This window comes from Bradyrhizobium sp. S3.3.6 (assembly GCF_040546905.1).
GTDB lineage: Bacteria > Pseudomonadota > Alphaproteobacteria > Rhizobiales > Xanthobacteraceae > Bradyrhizobium > Bradyrhizobium cytisi.
Map to the genome: position 1 here is coordinate 186,732 of NZ_JBEPOT010000002.1, position 16,827 is coordinate 203,558.

Annotated in this window: 15 protein-coding genes; 5 read left to right on the forward strand and 10 right to left on the reverse strand. The window is 64.8% G+C overall.

Annotated elements, in window-relative coordinates:
• Positions 1–45: 45 nt before the first annotated feature.
• The 9 genes from ABID59_RS05515 to ABID59_RS05555 form a co-directional block, all read right to left on the reverse strand.
• Positions 46–1,161, reverse strand: a complete 1,116-nt coding sequence (locus ABID59_RS05515) for a sensor histidine kinase (RefSeq protein ID WP_354082698.1) — start codon at positions 1,159–1,161, stop codon at positions 46–48.
• Entirely contained in the window at positions 1,158–1,598 is a 441-nt protein-coding gene (locus ABID59_RS05520; protein WP_354082699.1) for a response regulator, read from the reverse strand. Before ABID59_RS05520 ends, ABID59_RS05515 begins: the two co-directional genes overlap by 4 nt.
• Positions 1,595–3,112: a sensor histidine kinase gene (locus ABID59_RS05525; protein ID WP_354082700.1), complete on the reverse strand. Its 1,518-nt coding sequence runs from the start codon at positions 3,110–3,112 to the stop codon at positions 1,595–1,597. The genes ABID59_RS05520 and ABID59_RS05525 overlap by 4 nt, the downstream gene beginning before the upstream one ends.
• Before the next feature lie 102 nt (positions 3,113–3,214).
• Positions 3,215–4,573 (reverse strand): acetyl-CoA carboxylase biotin carboxylase subunit, encoded by a 1,359-nt coding sequence (gene accC, locus ABID59_RS05530; RefSeq protein ID WP_148748755.1) that lies wholly within the window; start codon positions 4,571–4,573, stop codon positions 3,215–3,217.
• Positions 4,574–4,655: 82 nt separating this feature from the next.
• On the reverse strand, positions 4,656–5,141 hold the full coding sequence (gene accB, locus ABID59_RS05535; protein ID WP_148748756.1) for an acetyl-CoA carboxylase biotin carboxyl carrier protein: 486 nt from the start codon (positions 5,139–5,141) through the stop codon (positions 4,656–4,658).
• 37 nt (positions 5,142–5,178) lie between these two features.
• Positions 5,179–5,646, reverse strand: a complete 468-nt coding sequence (aroQ, locus tag ABID59_RS05540; RefSeq protein WP_148748757.1) for a type II 3-dehydroquinate dehydratase — start codon at positions 5,644–5,646, stop codon at positions 5,179–5,181.
• Positions 5,647–5,901: 255 nt separating this feature from the next.
• Positions 5,902–6,714, reverse strand: a complete 813-nt coding sequence (locus ABID59_RS05545) for a DUF1236 domain-containing protein (protein WP_148748758.1) — start codon at positions 6,712–6,714, stop codon at positions 5,902–5,904.
• Between the two features lie 251 nt (positions 6,715–6,965).
• Positions 6,966–7,733: a DsbA family protein gene (locus ABID59_RS05550; protein WP_148748759.1), complete on the reverse strand. Its 768-nt coding sequence runs from the start codon at positions 7,731–7,733 to the stop codon at positions 6,966–6,968.
• 96 nt (positions 7,734–7,829) lie between these two features.
• Complete coding sequence (locus tag ABID59_RS05555) at positions 7,830–9,236, reverse strand: M48 family metalloprotease (protein ID WP_354033464.1); 1,407 nt, start codon at positions 9,234–9,236, stop codon at positions 7,830–7,832.
• 202 nt (positions 9,237–9,438) lie between these two features.
• Between ABID59_RS05555 and ABID59_RS05560 the strand changes: the two genes are divergently transcribed.
• From ABID59_RS05560 to ABID59_RS05570, 3 genes are all read left to right on the forward strand, one after another.
• On the forward strand, positions 9,439–10,626 hold the full coding sequence (locus ABID59_RS05560) for a pyridoxal phosphate-dependent aminotransferase (RefSeq protein ID WP_354082701.1): 1,188 nt from the start codon (positions 9,439–9,441) through the stop codon (positions 10,624–10,626).
• A gap of 90 nt (positions 10,627–10,716) precedes the next feature.
• Positions 10,717–11,274 carry a biotin transporter BioY gene (locus ABID59_RS05565; protein ID WP_354083109.1) on the forward strand — a complete coding sequence of 186 codons (558 nt, stop codon included), beginning with the start codon at positions 10,717–10,719 and terminating at the stop codon, positions 11,272–11,274.
• Between the two features lie 84 nt (positions 11,275–11,358).
• Complete coding sequence (locus ABID59_RS05570; protein WP_148748762.1) at positions 11,359–12,693, forward strand: dicarboxylate/amino acid:cation symporter; 1,335 nt, start codon at positions 11,359–11,361, stop codon at positions 12,691–12,693.
• Positions 12,694–12,727: 34 nt separating this feature from the next.
• On the opposite strand, the gene ABID59_RS05575 is transcribed toward ABID59_RS05570, so the two are convergent.
• Positions 12,728–13,606 carry an SDR family oxidoreductase gene (locus ABID59_RS05575; protein WP_354082702.1) on the reverse strand — a complete coding sequence of 293 codons (879 nt, stop codon included), beginning with the start codon at positions 13,604–13,606 and terminating at the stop codon, positions 12,728–12,730.
• A 104-nt stretch (positions 13,607–13,710) separates the two neighbouring features.
• Between ABID59_RS05575 and ABID59_RS05580 the strand changes: the two genes are divergently transcribed.
• Entirely contained in the window at positions 13,711–14,544 is an 834-nt protein-coding gene (locus ABID59_RS05580) for a helix-turn-helix transcriptional regulator (protein ID WP_354082703.1), read from the forward strand.
• Between the two features lie 61 nt (positions 14,545–14,605).
• Positions 14,606–16,681: a tetratricopeptide repeat protein gene (locus ABID59_RS05585; protein ID WP_354082704.1), complete on the forward strand. Its 2,076-nt coding sequence runs from the start codon at positions 14,606–14,608 to the stop codon at positions 16,679–16,681.
• Positions 16,682–16,827 lie beyond the last annotated feature (146 nt).

Here is a 16,827-nt window from a genome sequence, read left to right on the forward strand (position 1 = left end):
AGGATCGCGCTGCGCGTGCGATGGGGGCGATACCGGATGCGAGGATCAACCTGTCGCAGCGCTGTTCGCGTTGCCGGGTGCCGCGGGGGTGCGGCGGAACCTGAGGATGATGCGGGTTCCGGAATGTGCGGGATCGCGCTCGACGGTGGCATCGAGCTTGGTCGCCATCGCCGCGACAATGCGCTGGCCCATGCCGGTGGAGCGCGGATCGGCCTTGACGTTGTCGCCGACGCCGTCGTCGCTGATCGACAGCAGGAGATCGTCGCCCTGTGAAGTCAGCTCGACGTGAATCGGGCCGGCGCCGTCGGGATAGGCGTATTTCACCGCGTTCATCACCAGCTCGTTGACGATGATGCCGACGGCGACCGCGCGGTCCGGGTCGATCTCGATCGGTTCGGCCTTCAGCGTCAGACGCGACATCCGGTCGCCTTCGGCGGAGCGGCGGAGATCCTCGAGCAGGGAATCCAGATACTGATTGAGCACGACGCTCTTCAGATCCTGCGAGGTGTAGAGCCGGCGGTGCACCTGGGCGACGGCGGCGACGCGGCCCATCGCGTTGGTCAGCGCGGCCTTGACCTCCTCCTGTGCTGCTGAGCTCGCCTGCAGATGCAGCAGCGAGGCGATGATCTGGAGCGAATTGCCGACGCGGTGATTGACCTCGCGCAGCAACAGCTCGCGCTCGGCGGCAAGTGCAGCGTAGCGGTCGCGCGAGGCGTGGATCTCGGCCTCGGCTTCCTCGCGCGCGCGCTGCAACTCGGCCTGGCGCAGGGCGCCATCGGCCGCGACATGCAGCAGCGGGATGAAGTCGCCTTTGACGTCTTTGACCAGATAATCAGCCGCGCCCGCCTTCAGCGCGGTGACGGCGATGCTGGAATCCTGCGAGGCCGTGACGAACACCACCGGCGGAGCGTCCGGGATCGCCATGATCTGCTCGAGCGTATCGAGCCCGTCGAGACCCGGCATGTACTGGTCGAGCGCCACGACATCGATGCAGTCCTCGACGCTTTCCTGGGCTCCCGCACGGCGGATGCGCTCGAGGCCTTCCTCGCCGCTCGCGGCGTGGATGACCTTGTAGCCGCGGCGCGTCAGGCCGCGATCGACCAGGCGCGCCAGCGCGCCGTCGTCATCGATGTAAAGTAGGGTTGGCATGCGCTGGGTCATGAGGCGGCGGGCGGGACCTGGATGACCGAGAAGAACAGGCCGAGCTGCCGAATGGCATTGGCGAAATTCTCGTAATTGACGGGTTTTGTGATGTAGACGTTGCAGCCGAACTCGTAGCAGCGCTTGATCTCCTGGCTGTCGTCGGTCGTGGTCAGCACCACCACGGGCGAAGCCTTGAGATATTTGTTTTCCTTGATCTGCTTCAGGATATCGATCCCGCTCATGTCGGGCAGGTTGAGGTCGAGCAGGATCAGAAGCGCGTTGCCCTTCTGGTTCAGCCCGGTGCCGTCGGCGCCGAACAGATGCTTCATCGCCGCAGTGCCGTTGGCGAACGACACGATCTCGTTGTTGACCCCGGAGCGGCGGATGTTGCGCTCGATCAGCCGGGCGTGACCCTCGTCGTCCTCGATCATGATGATGGTGACGGGCAATGTCATTTGTCAGCGTTCCGGTTGCTGGCCTTCCACGAGATGGGCAGCGTGATTGTGAAAGTGCTGCCCGCATTCAGTTCCGACGATACCGACATCGTGCCGCCGAGGCGGCGCACAAGTGCACGCACATGGGCGAGACCGATGCCCTGGCCGGGCTTGTCCTGGGTTCCCGCCCGGCGGAACAGGTCGAAAATCCGCTGGTGATCCTTCGGATCGATACCGCGGCCGTTATCGCTGATTTCGAAAATAGCGTAGCCGAGCTTGGTGCGCCCGCGAATTCTGATCTCGCCGGGCACCCCGCTCTTCAGATACTTGATCGCGTTGTCGATCAGATTGGAGAAGATCTGCTCCAGCGCAAGCCGGTCGCTAACGATATTCGGCAGCGGCTCGATGTGGAACTCGGCCTGCGCCTCGACCGCCTGATGCGCCAGCGACGAGACGATGGTCTCGATAAACGCGCGCGTATCGATCCTCTCAGGCTGGAACTCGCGCCGGCCCTCGCGGGTGAGGTCGAGGATCGCCGTGATCAGCCGGTCCATCCGGGCGATCGAGGATTTGATGAAGCCGAGCGCTTCGGAAAAATCCGCAGAAAGCTGCTTGTCGGGGCCGTCGAGCGCGATCTCCGCAACGTCGACAGACGGCCCGCCTGCCGGCACGCCCGTAAGCGCTCCGATCCGTCGAAAGATGTCCTTGCCCAATTCCTCGAGCTCGCTGGTGAAGCCCATGATGTTGACCAGCGGCGACCGCAGGTCGTGGCTGACGATATAGGCAAAGCGCTGGATCTCATCGTTGGCTTCACGCAGGTCTGCCGTGCGCTCGTCGACGGTGGCCTCCAGATTGAGGTTGGCATCGCGCAGGCGTGTCTCGGCGTCGTCGCGGGCGCGGGCAGAGCGCCGCACCAGCCAGACCGCGATCAGGGCCAGCAGCACAACGAGGCCCGAGCCGATGCCGGTCATCGAGGCAGCGAGCGTCTGGCTGCGGTCGGCATTCGCCGAGCGGAGCCGGTACAGTCGCTCCTCCTCGGCCATCATTGCGCCCGCGACACTGCCGATCGTGGCGGTGGTGTTGCCGGCGGCCGCCTCGCGAGCCAGCGCTGCGGCCTGGGCTTGCTGGCCCTGCCCGATCAGTTTGATCTCGCGCGCGAATTGGCCGAGGCGGGTCTCGATCGCCGCACTCAGTTTCTCGATGCTGTCGCGCTGCGCGGGATTGTCGCCCGTGAGGCGTGTGACCCGGTCAAGCGCAGGAATGATTGCGGCGACGGCCTTCTCGTGGTCGTCCTGGAATTCCGGTCCCAACGTCAGGACATAGCCGCGCAGGGCGCTCTCCGCGCGCCGGACTTCGAGCAGCAGAGCATTGATCTGGTTCTCTGCCTCGAGGGTATGAACCAACCATTTGCTGTCGTCTCGGGCCTGATTGACGAGATAGACGGAGCCGGCGCTGATCACGGTCAGCACCAGAAGTCCTGCAGCGAACAGCAGGATCTGCCAGAATGCACGCCGCCGCTGTTCCCCAGCTGTCACGACGGTCTCGCCTTGTTAGGTGTAGCGGAGTTCAAAACGCCCCCTTGGAACTGCCCCCAACCGTCCATAATGCGATTGGGGCCAAAGGGTTCCACGGACGGATTACTGCGCGGCCGGTTCCGGCTTGCCGGCGAGGTACTGCTCGAGCCAGTGGATGTGGTAATCGCCGTTGATGATGTCGTCCTGGCGCACGAGGTCACGGAACAGCGGCAGGGTGGTCTCGATGCCTTCCACCACCATCTCATCCAGTGCCCGGCGCAGCCGCATCAGGCATTCGGCGCGGGTCTTGCCGTGAACGATCAGCTTGCCGACGAGGGAATCGTAATAGGGCGGGATCGTGTAGCCCTGATAGACCGCGGAATCGATGCGGACGCCGAGCCCGCCAGGCGGATGATATTGCGTGATGCGGCCCGGCGAGGGGCGGAAAGTCTGCGGGTTCTCGGCGTTGATGCGGCACTCGATCGCATGGCCGATGATCTGAATCTCGCTTTGCTTGGCCGGCAGCTCGCCGCCGGCGGCGATGCGGATCTGCTCCAGCACGAGATCGATGTCGGTGATGCTCTCGGTGACGGGATGCTCGACCTGGATGCGCGTGTTCATCTCGATGAAGTAGAACTCGCCGTCCTCGAACAGGAACTCGATGGTGCCGACGCCGAGATATTTCATCTCGCGCATCGCCTTCGCGCAGGTCTCGCCGATTTTGGCGCGCGCAGCCGCGGCCAGCACGGGCGAGGGGCCTTCTTCCCAGACCTTCTGGTGGCGGCGCTGCAGCGAGCAGTCGCGCTCGCCGAGATGGATCGCGCCGCCACGGCCGTCGCCGAGAATCTGGATCTCGATGTGGCGCGGCTTCTGGAGATATTTCTCCAGATAGACGGAGGCGTCGCCGAAGGCGGACTTGGCCTCATTGGCCGCCGTCGACAGCGCCACCTGGAGATCCGCCTCGGTCTGCGCGACCTTCATGCCGCGGCCACCGCCGCCGGCAGCCGCCTTCACCAGCACGGGAAAACCGATCTTCCTGGCAATCGCTATCGCATCGTCGTTGGGACCAACCGCACCGTCGGAGCCGGGCACCACGGGGATGCCGAGCTTCTTGGCGGTTTTCTTGGCCTCGATCTTGTCGCCCATCAGGCGGATGTGCTCGGCCTTGGGGCCGATGAATTGCAGATTGTGCTCGCCGAGGATCTCGGCGAAGCGCGCATTCTCCGAGAGGAAGCCGTAGCCGGGATGCACGGCGTCGGCGCCGGTGATCTCGCAGGCCGCGAGCAGCGCTGGCACGTTGAGGTAGCTGTCCTTCGACGGCGGCGGCCCGATGCAGACGCTTTCGTCCGACAGGCGCACATGCATGGCGTCGGCGTCGGCGGTGGAGTGCACGGCGACGGTCGCAATCCCGAGTTCCTTGCAGGCCCGCAGGATGCGAAGGGCGATCTCGCCGCGATTGGCTATGAGGATCTTGTCGAACATGGTGCCTCAACTGGCGAATAGGGAGTAGCGAATAGCGAATGGCGATGCGGCGACCATTCGCTATTCGCCATTCGCCACTCGCTCATTCAATGATCACCAGCGGTTCGCCGAACTCGACCGGCTGGCCGTCCTCGACGAGGATCTGGGTCACCGTACCGGCGCGCGTCGAGGGGATCTGGTTCATGGTCTTCATCGCTTCGATGATCAGCAGGGTCTGGCCGACCGAGACTTTCGAGCCGACCTCGACGAACGGCTTGGCGCCGGGCTCGGGCGCCCAATAGGCGGTGCCGACCATCGGCGAGGACACGGCGCCCGGATGCTTCGACATGTCGGCCGCAGCGGCCGCGGGTGCGGCAGCCGCAACCGGCAGGGGGGCCGTATGCGCCACCGGAACGGGCATGGTCGCGGCGACGCTGATGTTGCGGGCGACGCGCAGGCGCAGGCCCGCGCGCTCGATCTCGATCTCGGTGAGGCTGGTCTCATCGAGCAGCAGAGCGAGCTCGCGGACGAGTGCGGAATCCTCGCTGGAAAACTTTGCGGCTGCTTTGTCGTCTGGCTGGCGCGCCATGTCGTTTGATCCGAATGTTCTGAGTGATGAGGGAGCGTCAGGCTTTGGGCTTGATGCCGACCTTGGCGGCAAGGCCCTGGATGGCGAGGCGGTAGCCCTCGATGCCGAAGCCGCAGAGCGAGGCGAAGGCTGCGCGCGCGGTGTAGGAGTGGTGACGGAAGCTCTCGCGGGCGTGGATGTTGGTCACGTGCACTTCGACTGTCGGAATCTGCACCGCAAGCAGCGCGTCGTGCAGCGCGATCGAGGTGTGCGAATAGCCGCCGGCGTTGATGATGATGCCCTTCATCCCGCGGGCATGCGCCTCGTGGATGAAGTCGATCAGCTCGCCTTCGCGATTGGACTGCCGGCAGTCGGCCTTGAGGCCGAACGTCGCCGCAGTCTCCCGGCACAGCGCCTCGACGTCGGCCAGCGTCGCATGACCATACTTCTCAGGCTCACGCGTCCCCAGCATGTTGAGGTTCGGCCCGTTGAGAACGAGGATCGTGTCGGTTGCTGGTTCGGCCATTCCTGTCCCGGCGCGTGTTTTGGCGTGGCGGGGGTTATAGGTAACAAAATGAGCCAGGGGAAGCCTTGAAGGGCCTCCGGGACCGCTTCAGGCACCTCATCCGGTGTGCAAAAACCTGTGCGGAAACCACGGAAATTGCTTGTTAACCAGTCCGAAGCGTGGCTGCCGGCCCGGACCGGCGGGGAGGCCGCCCAATAGGCCAAAAGCCCCAGCCGATCGCTCGGCAAGGGCTCATTCGGGCATCAGCGAAGCGACTTAGCCTTCGATGATGTAGACAATCTCGCGCGTCTGGGGACGGACGATGATGTACTGGCCGTGCACGAAGATCACGTCATAGCCGCGCCATTCCGGGTAGATTTCGACAATCCGTGCCGGGAGCGGATGGAAACGGACATTTGCCGGGACGGCCGCGCCAACCGAAACGTTGAAGTTGACGTTGGTCGTTTCCTCGATCTTCTCGGACTTGATCGCCGACACGATCTGGGTCCGCTTCTCCGGCGGCGGAGCAGCGGTCGCCGAGGTCGCGGCATTGCCGGTCGTGGTCTGCGACTTGCTGTCGGTCGCAGCCGGACGGTTCTCGGCATTATTGCTCTTGGCGGCGCCGCCGGATTTGTTGTCCTCGGCCTTCATGTCCTTGCCGCCGGACTTGGTCGTCGAATCCGTGCTCATGCTCTTCGACTTGTCCTGGGCGCCCTTGTCCTGCGCACTCTGGGCGTGCTCACCCTTCGCCGCGCCGGCCTTCTCGTCAGCCGCGTTCTTGTTCATCGCGCCGGACTTTTCCATCCCGCCGGACTTCTCCGCTCCGCCGGATTTCTCCATCGCGCCAGAGGACTTCTCTTCGCCCGGCTTCATGGAGCCGCCGGCCTGACCCACGGTGCCCTTCTGCGGACTCGCGGATTCCTTGCCAGTCGCGCCATGTTCGGCTGCGCCGCCCGAAGACTGCGAGTGCTGCATCGGCTGTGCGCCGGCGCCGCCGCTGTCGTTCTTCATCGTGCCCTGTGCGTTCGCCAGACCGGTGCCTGCGATGAGCGCGAGTGCGGCAACCGAGATCATAAAGCGGTTCAACATCGTATTCTCCTCACGTGTTTCCTTGCGTCATTGCCCGCGCCACCAACGAAAGGAGATTTGAGTTGTTCCGGAACATCTGCTGTTCCGCGGCATTTGTTTCCTAAACACGGGATGAACGTCCGTGCCGGATCCACGCCAGGATTTGTGTAGGGCTTTGGCCAACGAAAAAGGCCGGCTTTTCAGCCGGCCTGGTTACATGCGTGAAGTTGTAAGACGCTTGGCCAGACACGCTTGACCAGCAAGTCGCCTTGTCAGCAGGTCGCCTTGCCGCAGCGGGCGACGCCGATCTTTTCCTTGAGGCCGTCGAGGCCGACGGCGCCGACCACGATCTGCTTGCCGATCACGTAGCTCGGCGTGCCGTTCATGCCCATCGCTTCGGCGAGCTTGAAGTTCTCCTCGATGGTGGCGCGCACCTCGGGGCTCGCGATGTCCTTCTCGATCTTCGCGGTGTCGAGGCCGGCTTCCTTGGCCGCCTGGAGCGCGCGCGCTTTGTCGGCGGCGCCGCGGCCGCCGAGCAGTTTCTGGTGGAAGTCGAGATATTTCTTGCCGGAGGGATCCTGCATGCGCACGGCGACCGCAACCTGCGCGGCTTCGACCGAGCCCTGGCTCAGCACCGGAAACTCCTTCAGCACCACCTTCAGCTTGGGATCGGCCTTCATCAGGTCGAGCATGTCGCTCATCGCGCGCTTGCAGTAGCCGCAATTGTAATCGAAGAACTCGACGAAGGTGACGTCGCCGTCCTTGTTGCCGAGCACGACCTGGCGCGGCGAATTGAAGATCGCATTCGAGTTCTGCGCGATGCTGGCTTCGTGCTTCTTCGTTTCGGCATCAGCCTGGCGCTTGCTGAGCTCGGTCATGGCCTCCTCGAGCACCTCGGGATGGCTGACGAGGTAGCTCTTGATGATCGCCTCGATGTCGGTGCGCTGGGAATCCGAGAAGCTTTCGGCCGAAGCCGGTCCCGTTGCGCCGAAGATGGCGAGCGCAAACAGCGCGGAAGCAAGCAGGCGCAACGAAGGCATTGGCAAATCCTCTTATCCAGAGCAGGTTTCGAATAAACGTCCCGGCGGACTTAATCGGAGTGTCGTGACGTCAAGGTGGCGGATGTCGTGATCAGGCTAGTTGCGCGGCGGTTTCGACGCCACGATGTCGTCGGCCTTGACCCATCCGGGCGTGCCGACGGCGAAACGGGTTTTCGCACGCGTGGCGAGCTCGCGAGCGGTCTTGTTGTCGCCGCGCAGGTAGGCGGCCTGGGCGGAGGCGAGATCAGCCTCGGCATAGTCTCCCTTCCGGCCATAGGCCATCGCGAGCTGCATGTAGCCGAGAGGGGCCTCGGGCTCCCGCGCCACTGCGGCACGGAGAATCCGAACGGCGTCGTCCGTGTAGGCCTTATTATCGGTTCCAACCAGAGCCTGCCCAAGTAACATCTCGATGAGGGGCGCATTGTTCGAGAGTGCGACAGCCTTGCGCAGGGGGGCGATCGCGTCGGCCGGCTTGCCGCTTTCCAGCAGGGCCTGGCCGCGGACCTCGTAGAAGTACGGGTTGTTCGGCTGCACCGCGATCAGCGCGTCGATCTGGGTCAGCGCGCTGCGCAAATCGCCGTGCAGATAGGTGCTGATGGCGCGGGCATAGCGCGCCGGCATGCTGTCATTGGTCAGGGGATAGCGGCGGTACACCAGTTCCGGCCGCTCCATGAAGGCGGAGATTTTGGCGCGCACCATGTCATGGCGGAGCTGGAGCGCCGGATCGTCCTTCTTGTCCCAATAAGGGCTGGTGCTCGCGAATTCCTGGAGCGCCGCGACGCGCTCGGCGGGCATCGGGTGCGACTGCAGATAGGGATCGGCGCCGCGTGCCGCGAACAGGCTTTCGCTGGTGAAGCGCTTGAAGGTCTCGTACATGCCCTTCGGCGACTGCTGGGTCGCGGTCAGGAATTTCACGCCGGCGCGGTCGGCGTTCTCTTCCTGCTGGCGCTGGTAGGACAGCAGCGAGCGGCGGATCATCTCCTGCGGTCCGGCGATCGCAGCCGCGCCGGCATTGGCGAGCCCGTTATTGCCGGAGCTGCCCGAGCCGCGGCTGGCGCCCGCGACCAGCGCGCCCGCGCCGAGCAGCATGGCGATGATCATCTGGGTCTGGGCATTGGCGAGCTGCTCGCGCAGCTTCGATAGATGGCCGCCGGCCAGATGCCCGGTCTCGTGCGCGAGCACGCCGATCAACTGGTTCGGCGTCTCCGACTGCAGGATCGCGCCGAAATTGACGAAGATGCGGCGACCATCGGCGACGAACGCGTTGAACGAGTTGTCGTTGATGATCACCATCTGGATGTTCTGCTTCTCCAGACCGGCAACCCGCAGGATCGGGCGCGTATATTCGCGCAACAGCTGCTCGGTTTCGGTGTCGCGCAGGACCGGCGGTCCGCGGCCTTCCTGCGCCTGCGTCGCCGGGACCGGCAGCAGCGCGATCGCAGCCGCCGTGACGAGGGCGGTGAGGGCGGAGGCCTTCTTGCGCAATGCGATCTGGAGCAACATCAAACGGTCTGGGTCAAACGGGCTTTGCAAGCGGACTTGGCAAGGGACCTGGAATGCGGTTTTTGTGATTGGTTTTGGCGATTGGCGGCGGACCGGATACGCGATATGCCCTTATGAGCCGTATAATGCGGCTAGTCTGGGGCGCAAGCGCCCTGTTTTCCGGACCGAACGGACCGTTCCGCCAGCGAAATAGCAGAAATCGATGCACGATGCGACATTGAGGAACCGGGTGGCGCAGTGGCTCGAGCCCTCCCGCCGCAGTGATGTTCCCCCGTTCATGGTGATGGACGTGATGGCCGCGGCGGCCAGGATCGAGGCGGCTGGCGGCCATGTCATTCACATGGAGGTCGGCCAGCCCGCGGCCGGCGCGCCGAAGACCGCGATCGCGGCCGCACAGGCCGCACTTGAGGCGGGGCGGATCGACTATACGTCAGCACTCGGCATCCCCTCGTTGCGCGAGCGTATCTCGCGGCATTACCGCGATGCCTATGGCTGCAACATCAGCCCGGAGCGAATCGTGGTGACCACGGGCTCCTCCGGCGGGTTCATCCTGGCCTTCCTGTCGATGTTCGAGCCCGGCGATCGCGTCGCGGTGACAGTGCCCGGCTATCCGCCGTACCGGCACATCCTCACTGCGCTCGGCTGTGAGCCGGTGCTGATCGAGACCACCAATGAGACGCGTCACGCGCTGACCGGCGAGGCACTGCTCGCCGCTCATCGCAAGGCGCCGCTGAAGGGCGTGCTGGTCGGCAGCCCCGCCAATCCGACGGGAACGATGATGTCCCGGGAGGCGCTCGCCAGCCTGATCGCGGCGTCCGAGGATGCCGGCATCCGCTTCATCTCCGACGAGATCTATCACGGGCTCGACTATGCCTTTCCGGCGGTGACGGCGGCAGAGCTGTCGCCGCACGCACTCGTGATCAACTCGTTCTCGAAGTATTTTTGCATGACGGGCTGGCGCGTCGGCTGGATGGTCGTGCCCGAGATCCTGGTGCGCCCGATCGAACGGCTGCAGCAGAACCTCTCGATCTCGGTGCCGTCGCTGTCGCAGATTGCGGCAGAGGCCGCCTTCGACGGCGCGGCCGAGATGGAGGAGATCAAGCACGGCTATCAGGAAAACCGGCGCATCCTGATCGAGGGATTGCCCAAGGCGGGCCTCAGCAAATTCCTGCCTGCGGACGGCGCGTTCTACCTTTATGCCGACGTCTCGGATTTCACCTCCGACAGTTTCGATTTCGCCAAGCAGATGCTGGAGAAGGCCCAGGTTGCGGCAACGCCCGGCGTCGATTTCGATCCGATCCATGGCCGCTCGTTCATCCGATTCTCCTATGCGCGCTCGGCCGCGGAGATGCGGGAGGCAGTTGACCGGATCGCTCACTGGCTTAAATAGCCGCCAGTTTCAAACAGCCTTCCGGAGTGCATCTTGTCTGACCGAACCGTACAGTCCGCCGCCACGTCGCATTCTCCTCTTGCCGCAGTGATGTGGCCGACCCGACCGGGTGAGACCGTCGGCGCCTTGCGCGCCGTCGTCTTGGTCGCGCTCGGCTCCGCACTGATGGCGTTGTCGGCCAAGGTGAACCTGCCGCTGCCTTATGTGCCGATGACGTTGCAGACCCTGGTCGTGCTGATGATTGGCTCGGCCTATGGCTGGCGCCTTGGCAGCGCAACCATGATCGCTTACCTCGCCGAAGGCGCGATGGGGCTGCCGGTGTTCGCAGGTCCGGTCGGTGGAATTGCACCGCTGCTCGGCCCGACTGCCGGTTATCTCTACGGCTTCGTGCTGGCTGCCTTCGTCATCGGCTGGTTCGCCGAACGGGGCTGGGATCGCAACGTCGTGCTGCTGTTTGCGGCAATGGCGGTCGGCCATGTCGTCATTTTCATCGCCGGTTTCGGCTGGCTGGCCTACGGCATCGGCCTTGGTGCAACCAAGGCCTGGGCGGTCGGCGTCGCGCCGTTCATTGCGGCCTCGGTGGTCAAGAACGCGCTGGGTGCCGCGCTGATGCCGGCGATACGCCGGATCGTCGACCGCCGCGTCTAGAACTCACCATACGGAATGGTTCCAATTGACAGAGCCGGCCAAGTTGATCTTGGCTGGCTCTCAATTTTGAGGGGGGAGCGAACAATGACAACGACAACGATGGCCGGCGCGCCGGCCGCACCGAGCGCGGCCAAGCCGTGGTATAAAATTCTCTATGTCCAGGTGCTGATCGCGATCGTGCTCGGCGCAATCGTCGGCTGGCTCTGGCCGACGATTGCCACCAACGACTGGATCAAGGCGCTCGGCGACGGCTTCATCAAGCTGATCAAGATGGTGATCGCCCCGATCATCTTCTGCACCGTGGTCTCCGGCATCGCCCACATCCAGGATGCCAAGAAGGTCGGACGCATCGGCGTCAAGGCGCTGGTCTATTTCGAGATCGTCTCCACCTTCGCGCTCGTCATCGGCCTCATCATCGGCAACATCGTGAAGCCGGGCGCAGGCTTCGGCAACGCGGCGGCCAACGCGCAAGCCGTCGCCAATTACGCCAAGCAGGCCGAGGGCCAGAGGTCGGTCGACTTCATCCTGCACATCATTCCCGACACCGTGGTCGGCGCCTTCGCGCAAGGCGAGATCCTCCAGGTGCTGCTGTTCTCGGTGCTGTTCGGCTTCGCCATCATGGGGCTCGGCGAGCGCGGCCACACCATCCGCAGCTTCATCGACGACGCAGCGCATGCCGTATTCGGCGTCATCTCCATCGTGATGCGTGCCGCGCCGCTCGGTGCGTTCGGCGCGATGGCCTACACCATCGGCAAGTTCGGCACCGGTGCGATCCTCAATCTGATGGGCCTGATCGCGACGTTCTATTTGACCGCGGCACTGTTCGTGATCGTGGTGCTCGGCACCATCGCGCGCTTTGCAGGGTTTTCGATCTTCAAGTTCCTGGCCTACATCAAGGACGAGCTGCTGATCGTGCTTGGCACTTCTTCGTCGGAAAGCGCGCTGCCGTCCTTGATGGAGAAGCTGGAACGGCTCGGCTGCTCGAAGTCGGTGGTCGGCCTGGTGGTGCCCACCGGTTATTCGTTCAATCTCGACGGCACCAACATCTACATGACGCTGGCGACCCTGTTCATCGCGCAGGCGCTCGGCTTCGATCTCACCTTCGGCCAGCAGCTCACCATCCTGGTGGTGGCGATGCTGACCTCGAAGGGCGCCTCCGGCATCACCGGTGCGGGCTTCATTACGCTCGCGGCGACGCTCGCGGTGGTCGATCCGCGGCTCGTGCCGGGCATGGCGATCGTGCTCGGCATCGACAAGTTCATGAGCGAGTGCCGCGCGCTGACCAATCTCTGCGGCAACGGCGTCGCCTGCGTGATCGTCGCCTGGTGGGAGGGCGAGCTCGATCGCGACAAGCTCAACGCGCGGCTGAACCAGCAGATCGATCCGACGGACATGGAAACCGCGGTCACGACCGACTGATCTGCAAGTAGCTCAGCGACGGCGCACCCCGCCGTCAGACCTTGAAGTAATAGGGCTGGTCGAGATCCTCGATCAGCCCGATTTCTTTTGGCGCCCAGCCGAGCAACGCGCGGGTCTTCGCGCTCGATGTCGGCACGTCGACGCCGGCGAATTGCGCGAACCATCCGAAATGCTCGGCCGCTTCGTCCTGCGATTTCGAGACCGCGGGCACGCCGAGCCTTTTGCCGATCACCTCCGCAATTGCCTTGAACGGGATGCCTTCCTCGGCGATCGCGTGATAGCGTGGTGCGGTTGCGCCTTGCTCGAGTGCAAGCCGATAGACGCGCGCGGCGTCGAAGCGATGGCCGGCCGGCCAGCGATTCATCCCGTCGCCGATATAGGCCGCCAGGCCTTTCTGGCGTGCGAGGTTGATCAGGATCGGCACGAAACCGTGGTCGCCTTCGCCATGGGTGGTCGGCGGCAGCCGGACCACGGCGGTGCGGACGCCGGCCAGCGACAGCGCCGTTGATTCCGACACGCGTGGAAAGCGGTGTGCCGTCTCATCGTCCTCGGTCGCAAGCCGTCCGGGCGCCAGCAGCGCCACGCCGGAAGTGACGATGAGCGGACGGTCAGAGCCCTTGAGCTCCTCGCCGAGCGCGAGGATGGCGCGGCGGTCGAGCTCGCAATTGTCCAAAAATTTCGAGAAGTCGTGGTTGAAGCCGAGGTGCAGCACGCCGTCTGACGCGGCCGCGCCGCTGCGCAGGGAGACATGGTCCTCCAGCGAGCCGCGGTGGACCTTTGCTCCCATCGCGGCGAGCGATGCGGCACCCGCATCGGAGCGGGCAAGGCCGGTGACGCTATGGCCGGCGGCGATCAGGTCGGCAACGACGGCGGAGCCGACGAAGCCGGTGGCGCCAGTGACGAATACACGCATGAGCAGTTCTCCAAAGATCGGCAAAAAGGTTGGTAGGAGGCAGCATCTGCGCTAGGATTATCCGGGTAAAGTAGGGACATTATCAGGGTATAATAGCTAACAGGATGAGCGAGACCTCCAGCGAGAACCTGCTCGGGACCTATTTGAAGGACCGTCGCACCCGGCTCGACGCGGCCGCCTTCGGGTTTGGCGGCGGCCGCAGGCGCACGCCGGGGCTGCGGCGCGAGGAGGTGGCGCAGCGGGCCAATATCAGCCCGACCTGGTACACCTGGCTGGAGCAGGGCCGCGGCGGCGCGCCGTCGGCCGATGTGCTCGACCGGATCGCCCGTGCCCTGATGCTCACCGACGTCGAGCGCGAGCATCTGTTCCTGATCGGGCTCGGCCGCCCGCCCGAGGTCCGCTACCAGGCATCCGAAGGCGTGTCGCCGCGGCTTCAACGGGTGCTCGATGGGCTCGAGACCAGCCCGGCGATTATCAGGACCTTGATCTGGGATGTCGTTGCCTGGAATCGCGCGGCAACATTGGTGCTAACCGATTACGCCAAGCTTCCGCCGGAGCAACGCAACATCCTGCGGCTGATCTTCTCCGTGCCTCGCGTGCGCGCCGCGCAGTACGACTGGGAGAGCGTGGCCCGTTTCGTGGTCGCAGCGTTCCGGGCGGACGCGGCCCGCGCCGGCGCGGTCTCGCATGTCGCCGACTTCGTCGACGAAATGTGCGGTCTCAGCCCCGACTTCGCGAGGCTGTGGCGCGACAACGACGTCCGCAGCTATGGCGAGGGCGTCAAGCATCTGCGCCATCCCGTGCTCGGCCCGATCTCGTTCGAATATTCGGCCTTCGCCGTCGACGGCCGGCCCGATCTCGGCATGGTCGTCTACAATCCGGCAACGCCGGACGATGCCGCGCGCATCAGGGCTGTCCTCGCCAAGCAATCCGACTGACGGATTTCGCGATCTCGCCCGTTTAACTGGCATCTCTGACGCCGAAGGGGTGGGCGGTATCGTGGGCAACGTGGCTGTGAATCGGATTGTGCTGGAGGCGGCAGAGCATTTTGTGGCGGGACGGCCGGATCAGGCGGACGTGCTTTGCGCGGAGGTGCTCAAGGTTGAGCCGGATCATGTGCCGGCGCTGCACCTGGCCGCCGTTGCCGCCTTCGTCACCGACCGCGCCGCCGACGGCGCAGCGCTGCTCAACCGGGTCTTCAACATCGATCCCGACCATGCGCCGGCGCTGGCCACGCTCGGCGATGCGCTCGCGGTGAAAGGCGAGCACGCCGGCGCCGTGGCCGCGTTCCAGCGCGCGCTGCGCCGGAAGCCGGACGATGCCGGTCTCCACAACAAGCTCGGCGTGGCATTGGGCGAACTGTCGCGCTTCGGCGAGGCCGAGACCGCCTATCGCCGCGCGATCGCGCTCGATGCGCATCTGACGCGCGCGTGCTTCAACCTCGCCGTCGCGCTCGCCGAGCAGGGACGGCTGATCGAGGCGGAGGAGGCCTATCGCGCCGTGATCGCGCGCGAGCCTGCTTTTCGCGGCGTCTGGCTCAATCTCGGCAACGTCCTTGCGGACCAGAACAGGTCGGGCGATGCCGTGGCCGCCTATCGCCGCGCGCTCCAGCTTGATCCCAACGATGTCGGCTTGATCTGTAATCTCGGCGCGGCGCTCTATCGACAAGGATTGCTCGAAGAGGCCATCGTCCAGTATCGCCGTGCCATCGCGCTCGCGCCCGACGATGTCGCGGCGCTGCGCCTGCTTGGCCTTGTCCTGCATGAAGCCGGCCATTTGCAGGAGGCCGCCGAGATCTACCGGCAAGCATTCGCGCGCGATCCCGCTGATCACATCATCGCCACCAATCTCGGGGCCTGCCTCTCCGATCTCGGCGCGCTCGACGACGCCGTTGCGGCCTGCGAGCACGCGCTGCTGCTCAAGTCCGATCACGCGCCGGCCCATACCAATCTCGGCATCATCTTCGAGAAGCAGCAGCGCGTCACCGATGCGGTCGCCGCGCATCGTTGCGCGGTTGCGGCCGATCCGTCCTATGCCAAGGGCCACGCCAACCTCGCGGTCGCGCTGCGCAACGCCGGCGAGATCGACGAGGCGCTCACGGCGTCGACCCGCGCGGTCGCGCTCGATCCGGAGCAGCCGCTCGCGCAATACAACCACGCGCATTTCCTGCTGATGAACGGCCATTTCGCCGAGGGGTTCGAGGCCTATCGGTGGCGCCGCAAATGCAAGACGCTGTCGGAGGGCGATCCGACTTTCAGCGAGCCGGAATGGCGGGGCGAGCCGCTCGCAGGCCGTACCTTGCTGGTATTCGCCGAATACGGCCTCGGCGATGCCGTGCATTTCGTGCGCTATCTGTCGATGGTGACGGGGAAGGGCGGCAAGATCATCCTGCAGGTGCAGCCCGCACTCGCCTCGCTGCTGCGGCAATTGCCTGATGTCACCGTGATTCCACGCGGCGAGGCGCTGCCGCCATTCGATCTGCAATTGCCGCTGATGAGCCTGCCGCGCCTGTTCGGCACCACGCTCGACAATCTGCCCGCGGACGTTCCGTATCTGCACTCCGACCCCGGGAAGCTTTCGCGCTGGCGAGCCGTCCTTGGTCGCGAGAGGCGACTGAAGGTCGGCGTGGTCTGGGCCGGCAATCCCAGGCACAAGGGCGACGGGCAGCGCTCGCTGTCGGCCGCGGCGGTGTTGCCGCGGCTCGTGATGCCGGGCTTGCAGCTCTACAGCCTGCAAAAGGAGCCGCGCGCGGAAGACGGTGCGGTGCTGGCGGCGCTCGGCGACGACGTGATCGATCTCGCGCCTGCGCTCGGGGATTTTGCCGACACGGCGGCGGCCGTGGCAGCGCTCGATCTCGTCATCGCCGTCGACACCTCGGTTGCGCATCTGGCCGGCGCGCTCGGCCGCCCGGTCTGGATGCTCACGCCATACGCGCTCGACTGGCGCTGGCTGCGCGATCGCGAGGACAGCCCGTGGTATCCGACCATGCGGCTGTTCCGCCAGCGCAAGCCGCGCGAATGGGATGATCCGCTAATGCGTCTGACGGCCGCGCTGGCGGTGTTAGCTGTTGCGTGATTTATGTCACAGATGGAGCTCGGTTGTCTGTGTAATCTACGGATAGAGTTCGATGCGCTCTCGATGTATAATGCCTAATCAGGAGGATCCCATGAAAGCTGCGCTATTGTTTCTGCTGCTCGCCCTCTCGGTCACTGTGGTTACGG

What these genes read in the sequence shown, in the direction of transcription:
- ABID59_RS05575 (WP_354082702.1), bottom strand. Translation starts at nt 13,606, where the DNA reads ATGCGTGTATTCGTCACTGGCGCCACCGGCTTCGTCGGCTCCGCCGTC.
- ABID59_RS05570 (WP_148748762.1), top strand. Translation starts at nt 11,359, where the DNA reads ATGACAACGACAACGATGGCCGGCGCGCCGGCCGCACCGAGCGCGGCC.
- ABID59_RS05515 (WP_354082698.1), bottom strand. Translation starts at nt 1,161, where the DNA reads ATGACCCAGCGCATGCCAACCCTACTTTACATCGATGACGACGGCGCG.
- ABID59_RS05560 (WP_354082701.1), top strand. Translation starts at nt 9,439, where the DNA reads ATGCACGATGCGACATTGAGGAACCGGGTGGCGCAGTGGCTCGAGCCC.
- ABID59_RS05520 (WP_354082699.1), bottom strand. Translation starts at nt 1,598, where the DNA reads ATGACATTGCCCGTCACCATCATCATGATCGAGGACGACGAGGGTCAC.
- ABID59_RS05545 (WP_148748758.1), bottom strand. Translation starts at nt 6,714, where the DNA reads ATGTTGAACCGCTTTATGATCTCGGTTGCCGCACTCGCGCTCATCGCA.
- ABID59_RS05565 (WP_354083109.1), top strand. Translation starts at nt 10,717, where the DNA reads ATGTGGCCGACCCGACCGGGTGAGACCGTCGGCGCCTTGCGCGCCGTC.
- ABID59_RS05580 (WP_354082703.1), top strand. Translation starts at nt 13,711, where the DNA reads ATGAGCGAGACCTCCAGCGAGAACCTGCTCGGGACCTATTTGAAGGAC.
- aroQ (WP_148748757.1), bottom strand. Translation starts at nt 5,646, where the DNA reads ATGGCCGAACCAGCAACCGACACGATCCTCGTTCTCAACGGGCCGAAC.
- accC (WP_148748755.1), bottom strand. Translation starts at nt 4,573, where the DNA reads ATGTTCGACAAGATCCTCATAGCCAATCGCGGCGAGATCGCCCTTCGC.
- accB (WP_148748756.1), bottom strand. Translation starts at nt 5,141, where the DNA reads ATGGCGCGCCAGCCAGACGACAAAGCAGCCGCAAAGTTTTCCAGCGAG.
- ABID59_RS05550 (WP_148748759.1), bottom strand. Translation starts at nt 7,733, where the DNA reads ATGCCTTCGTTGCGCCTGCTTGCTTCCGCGCTGTTTGCGCTCGCCATC.
- ABID59_RS05555 (WP_354033464.1), bottom strand. Translation starts at nt 9,236, where the DNA reads ATGTTGCTCCAGATCGCATTGCGCAAGAAGGCCTCCGCCCTCACCGCC.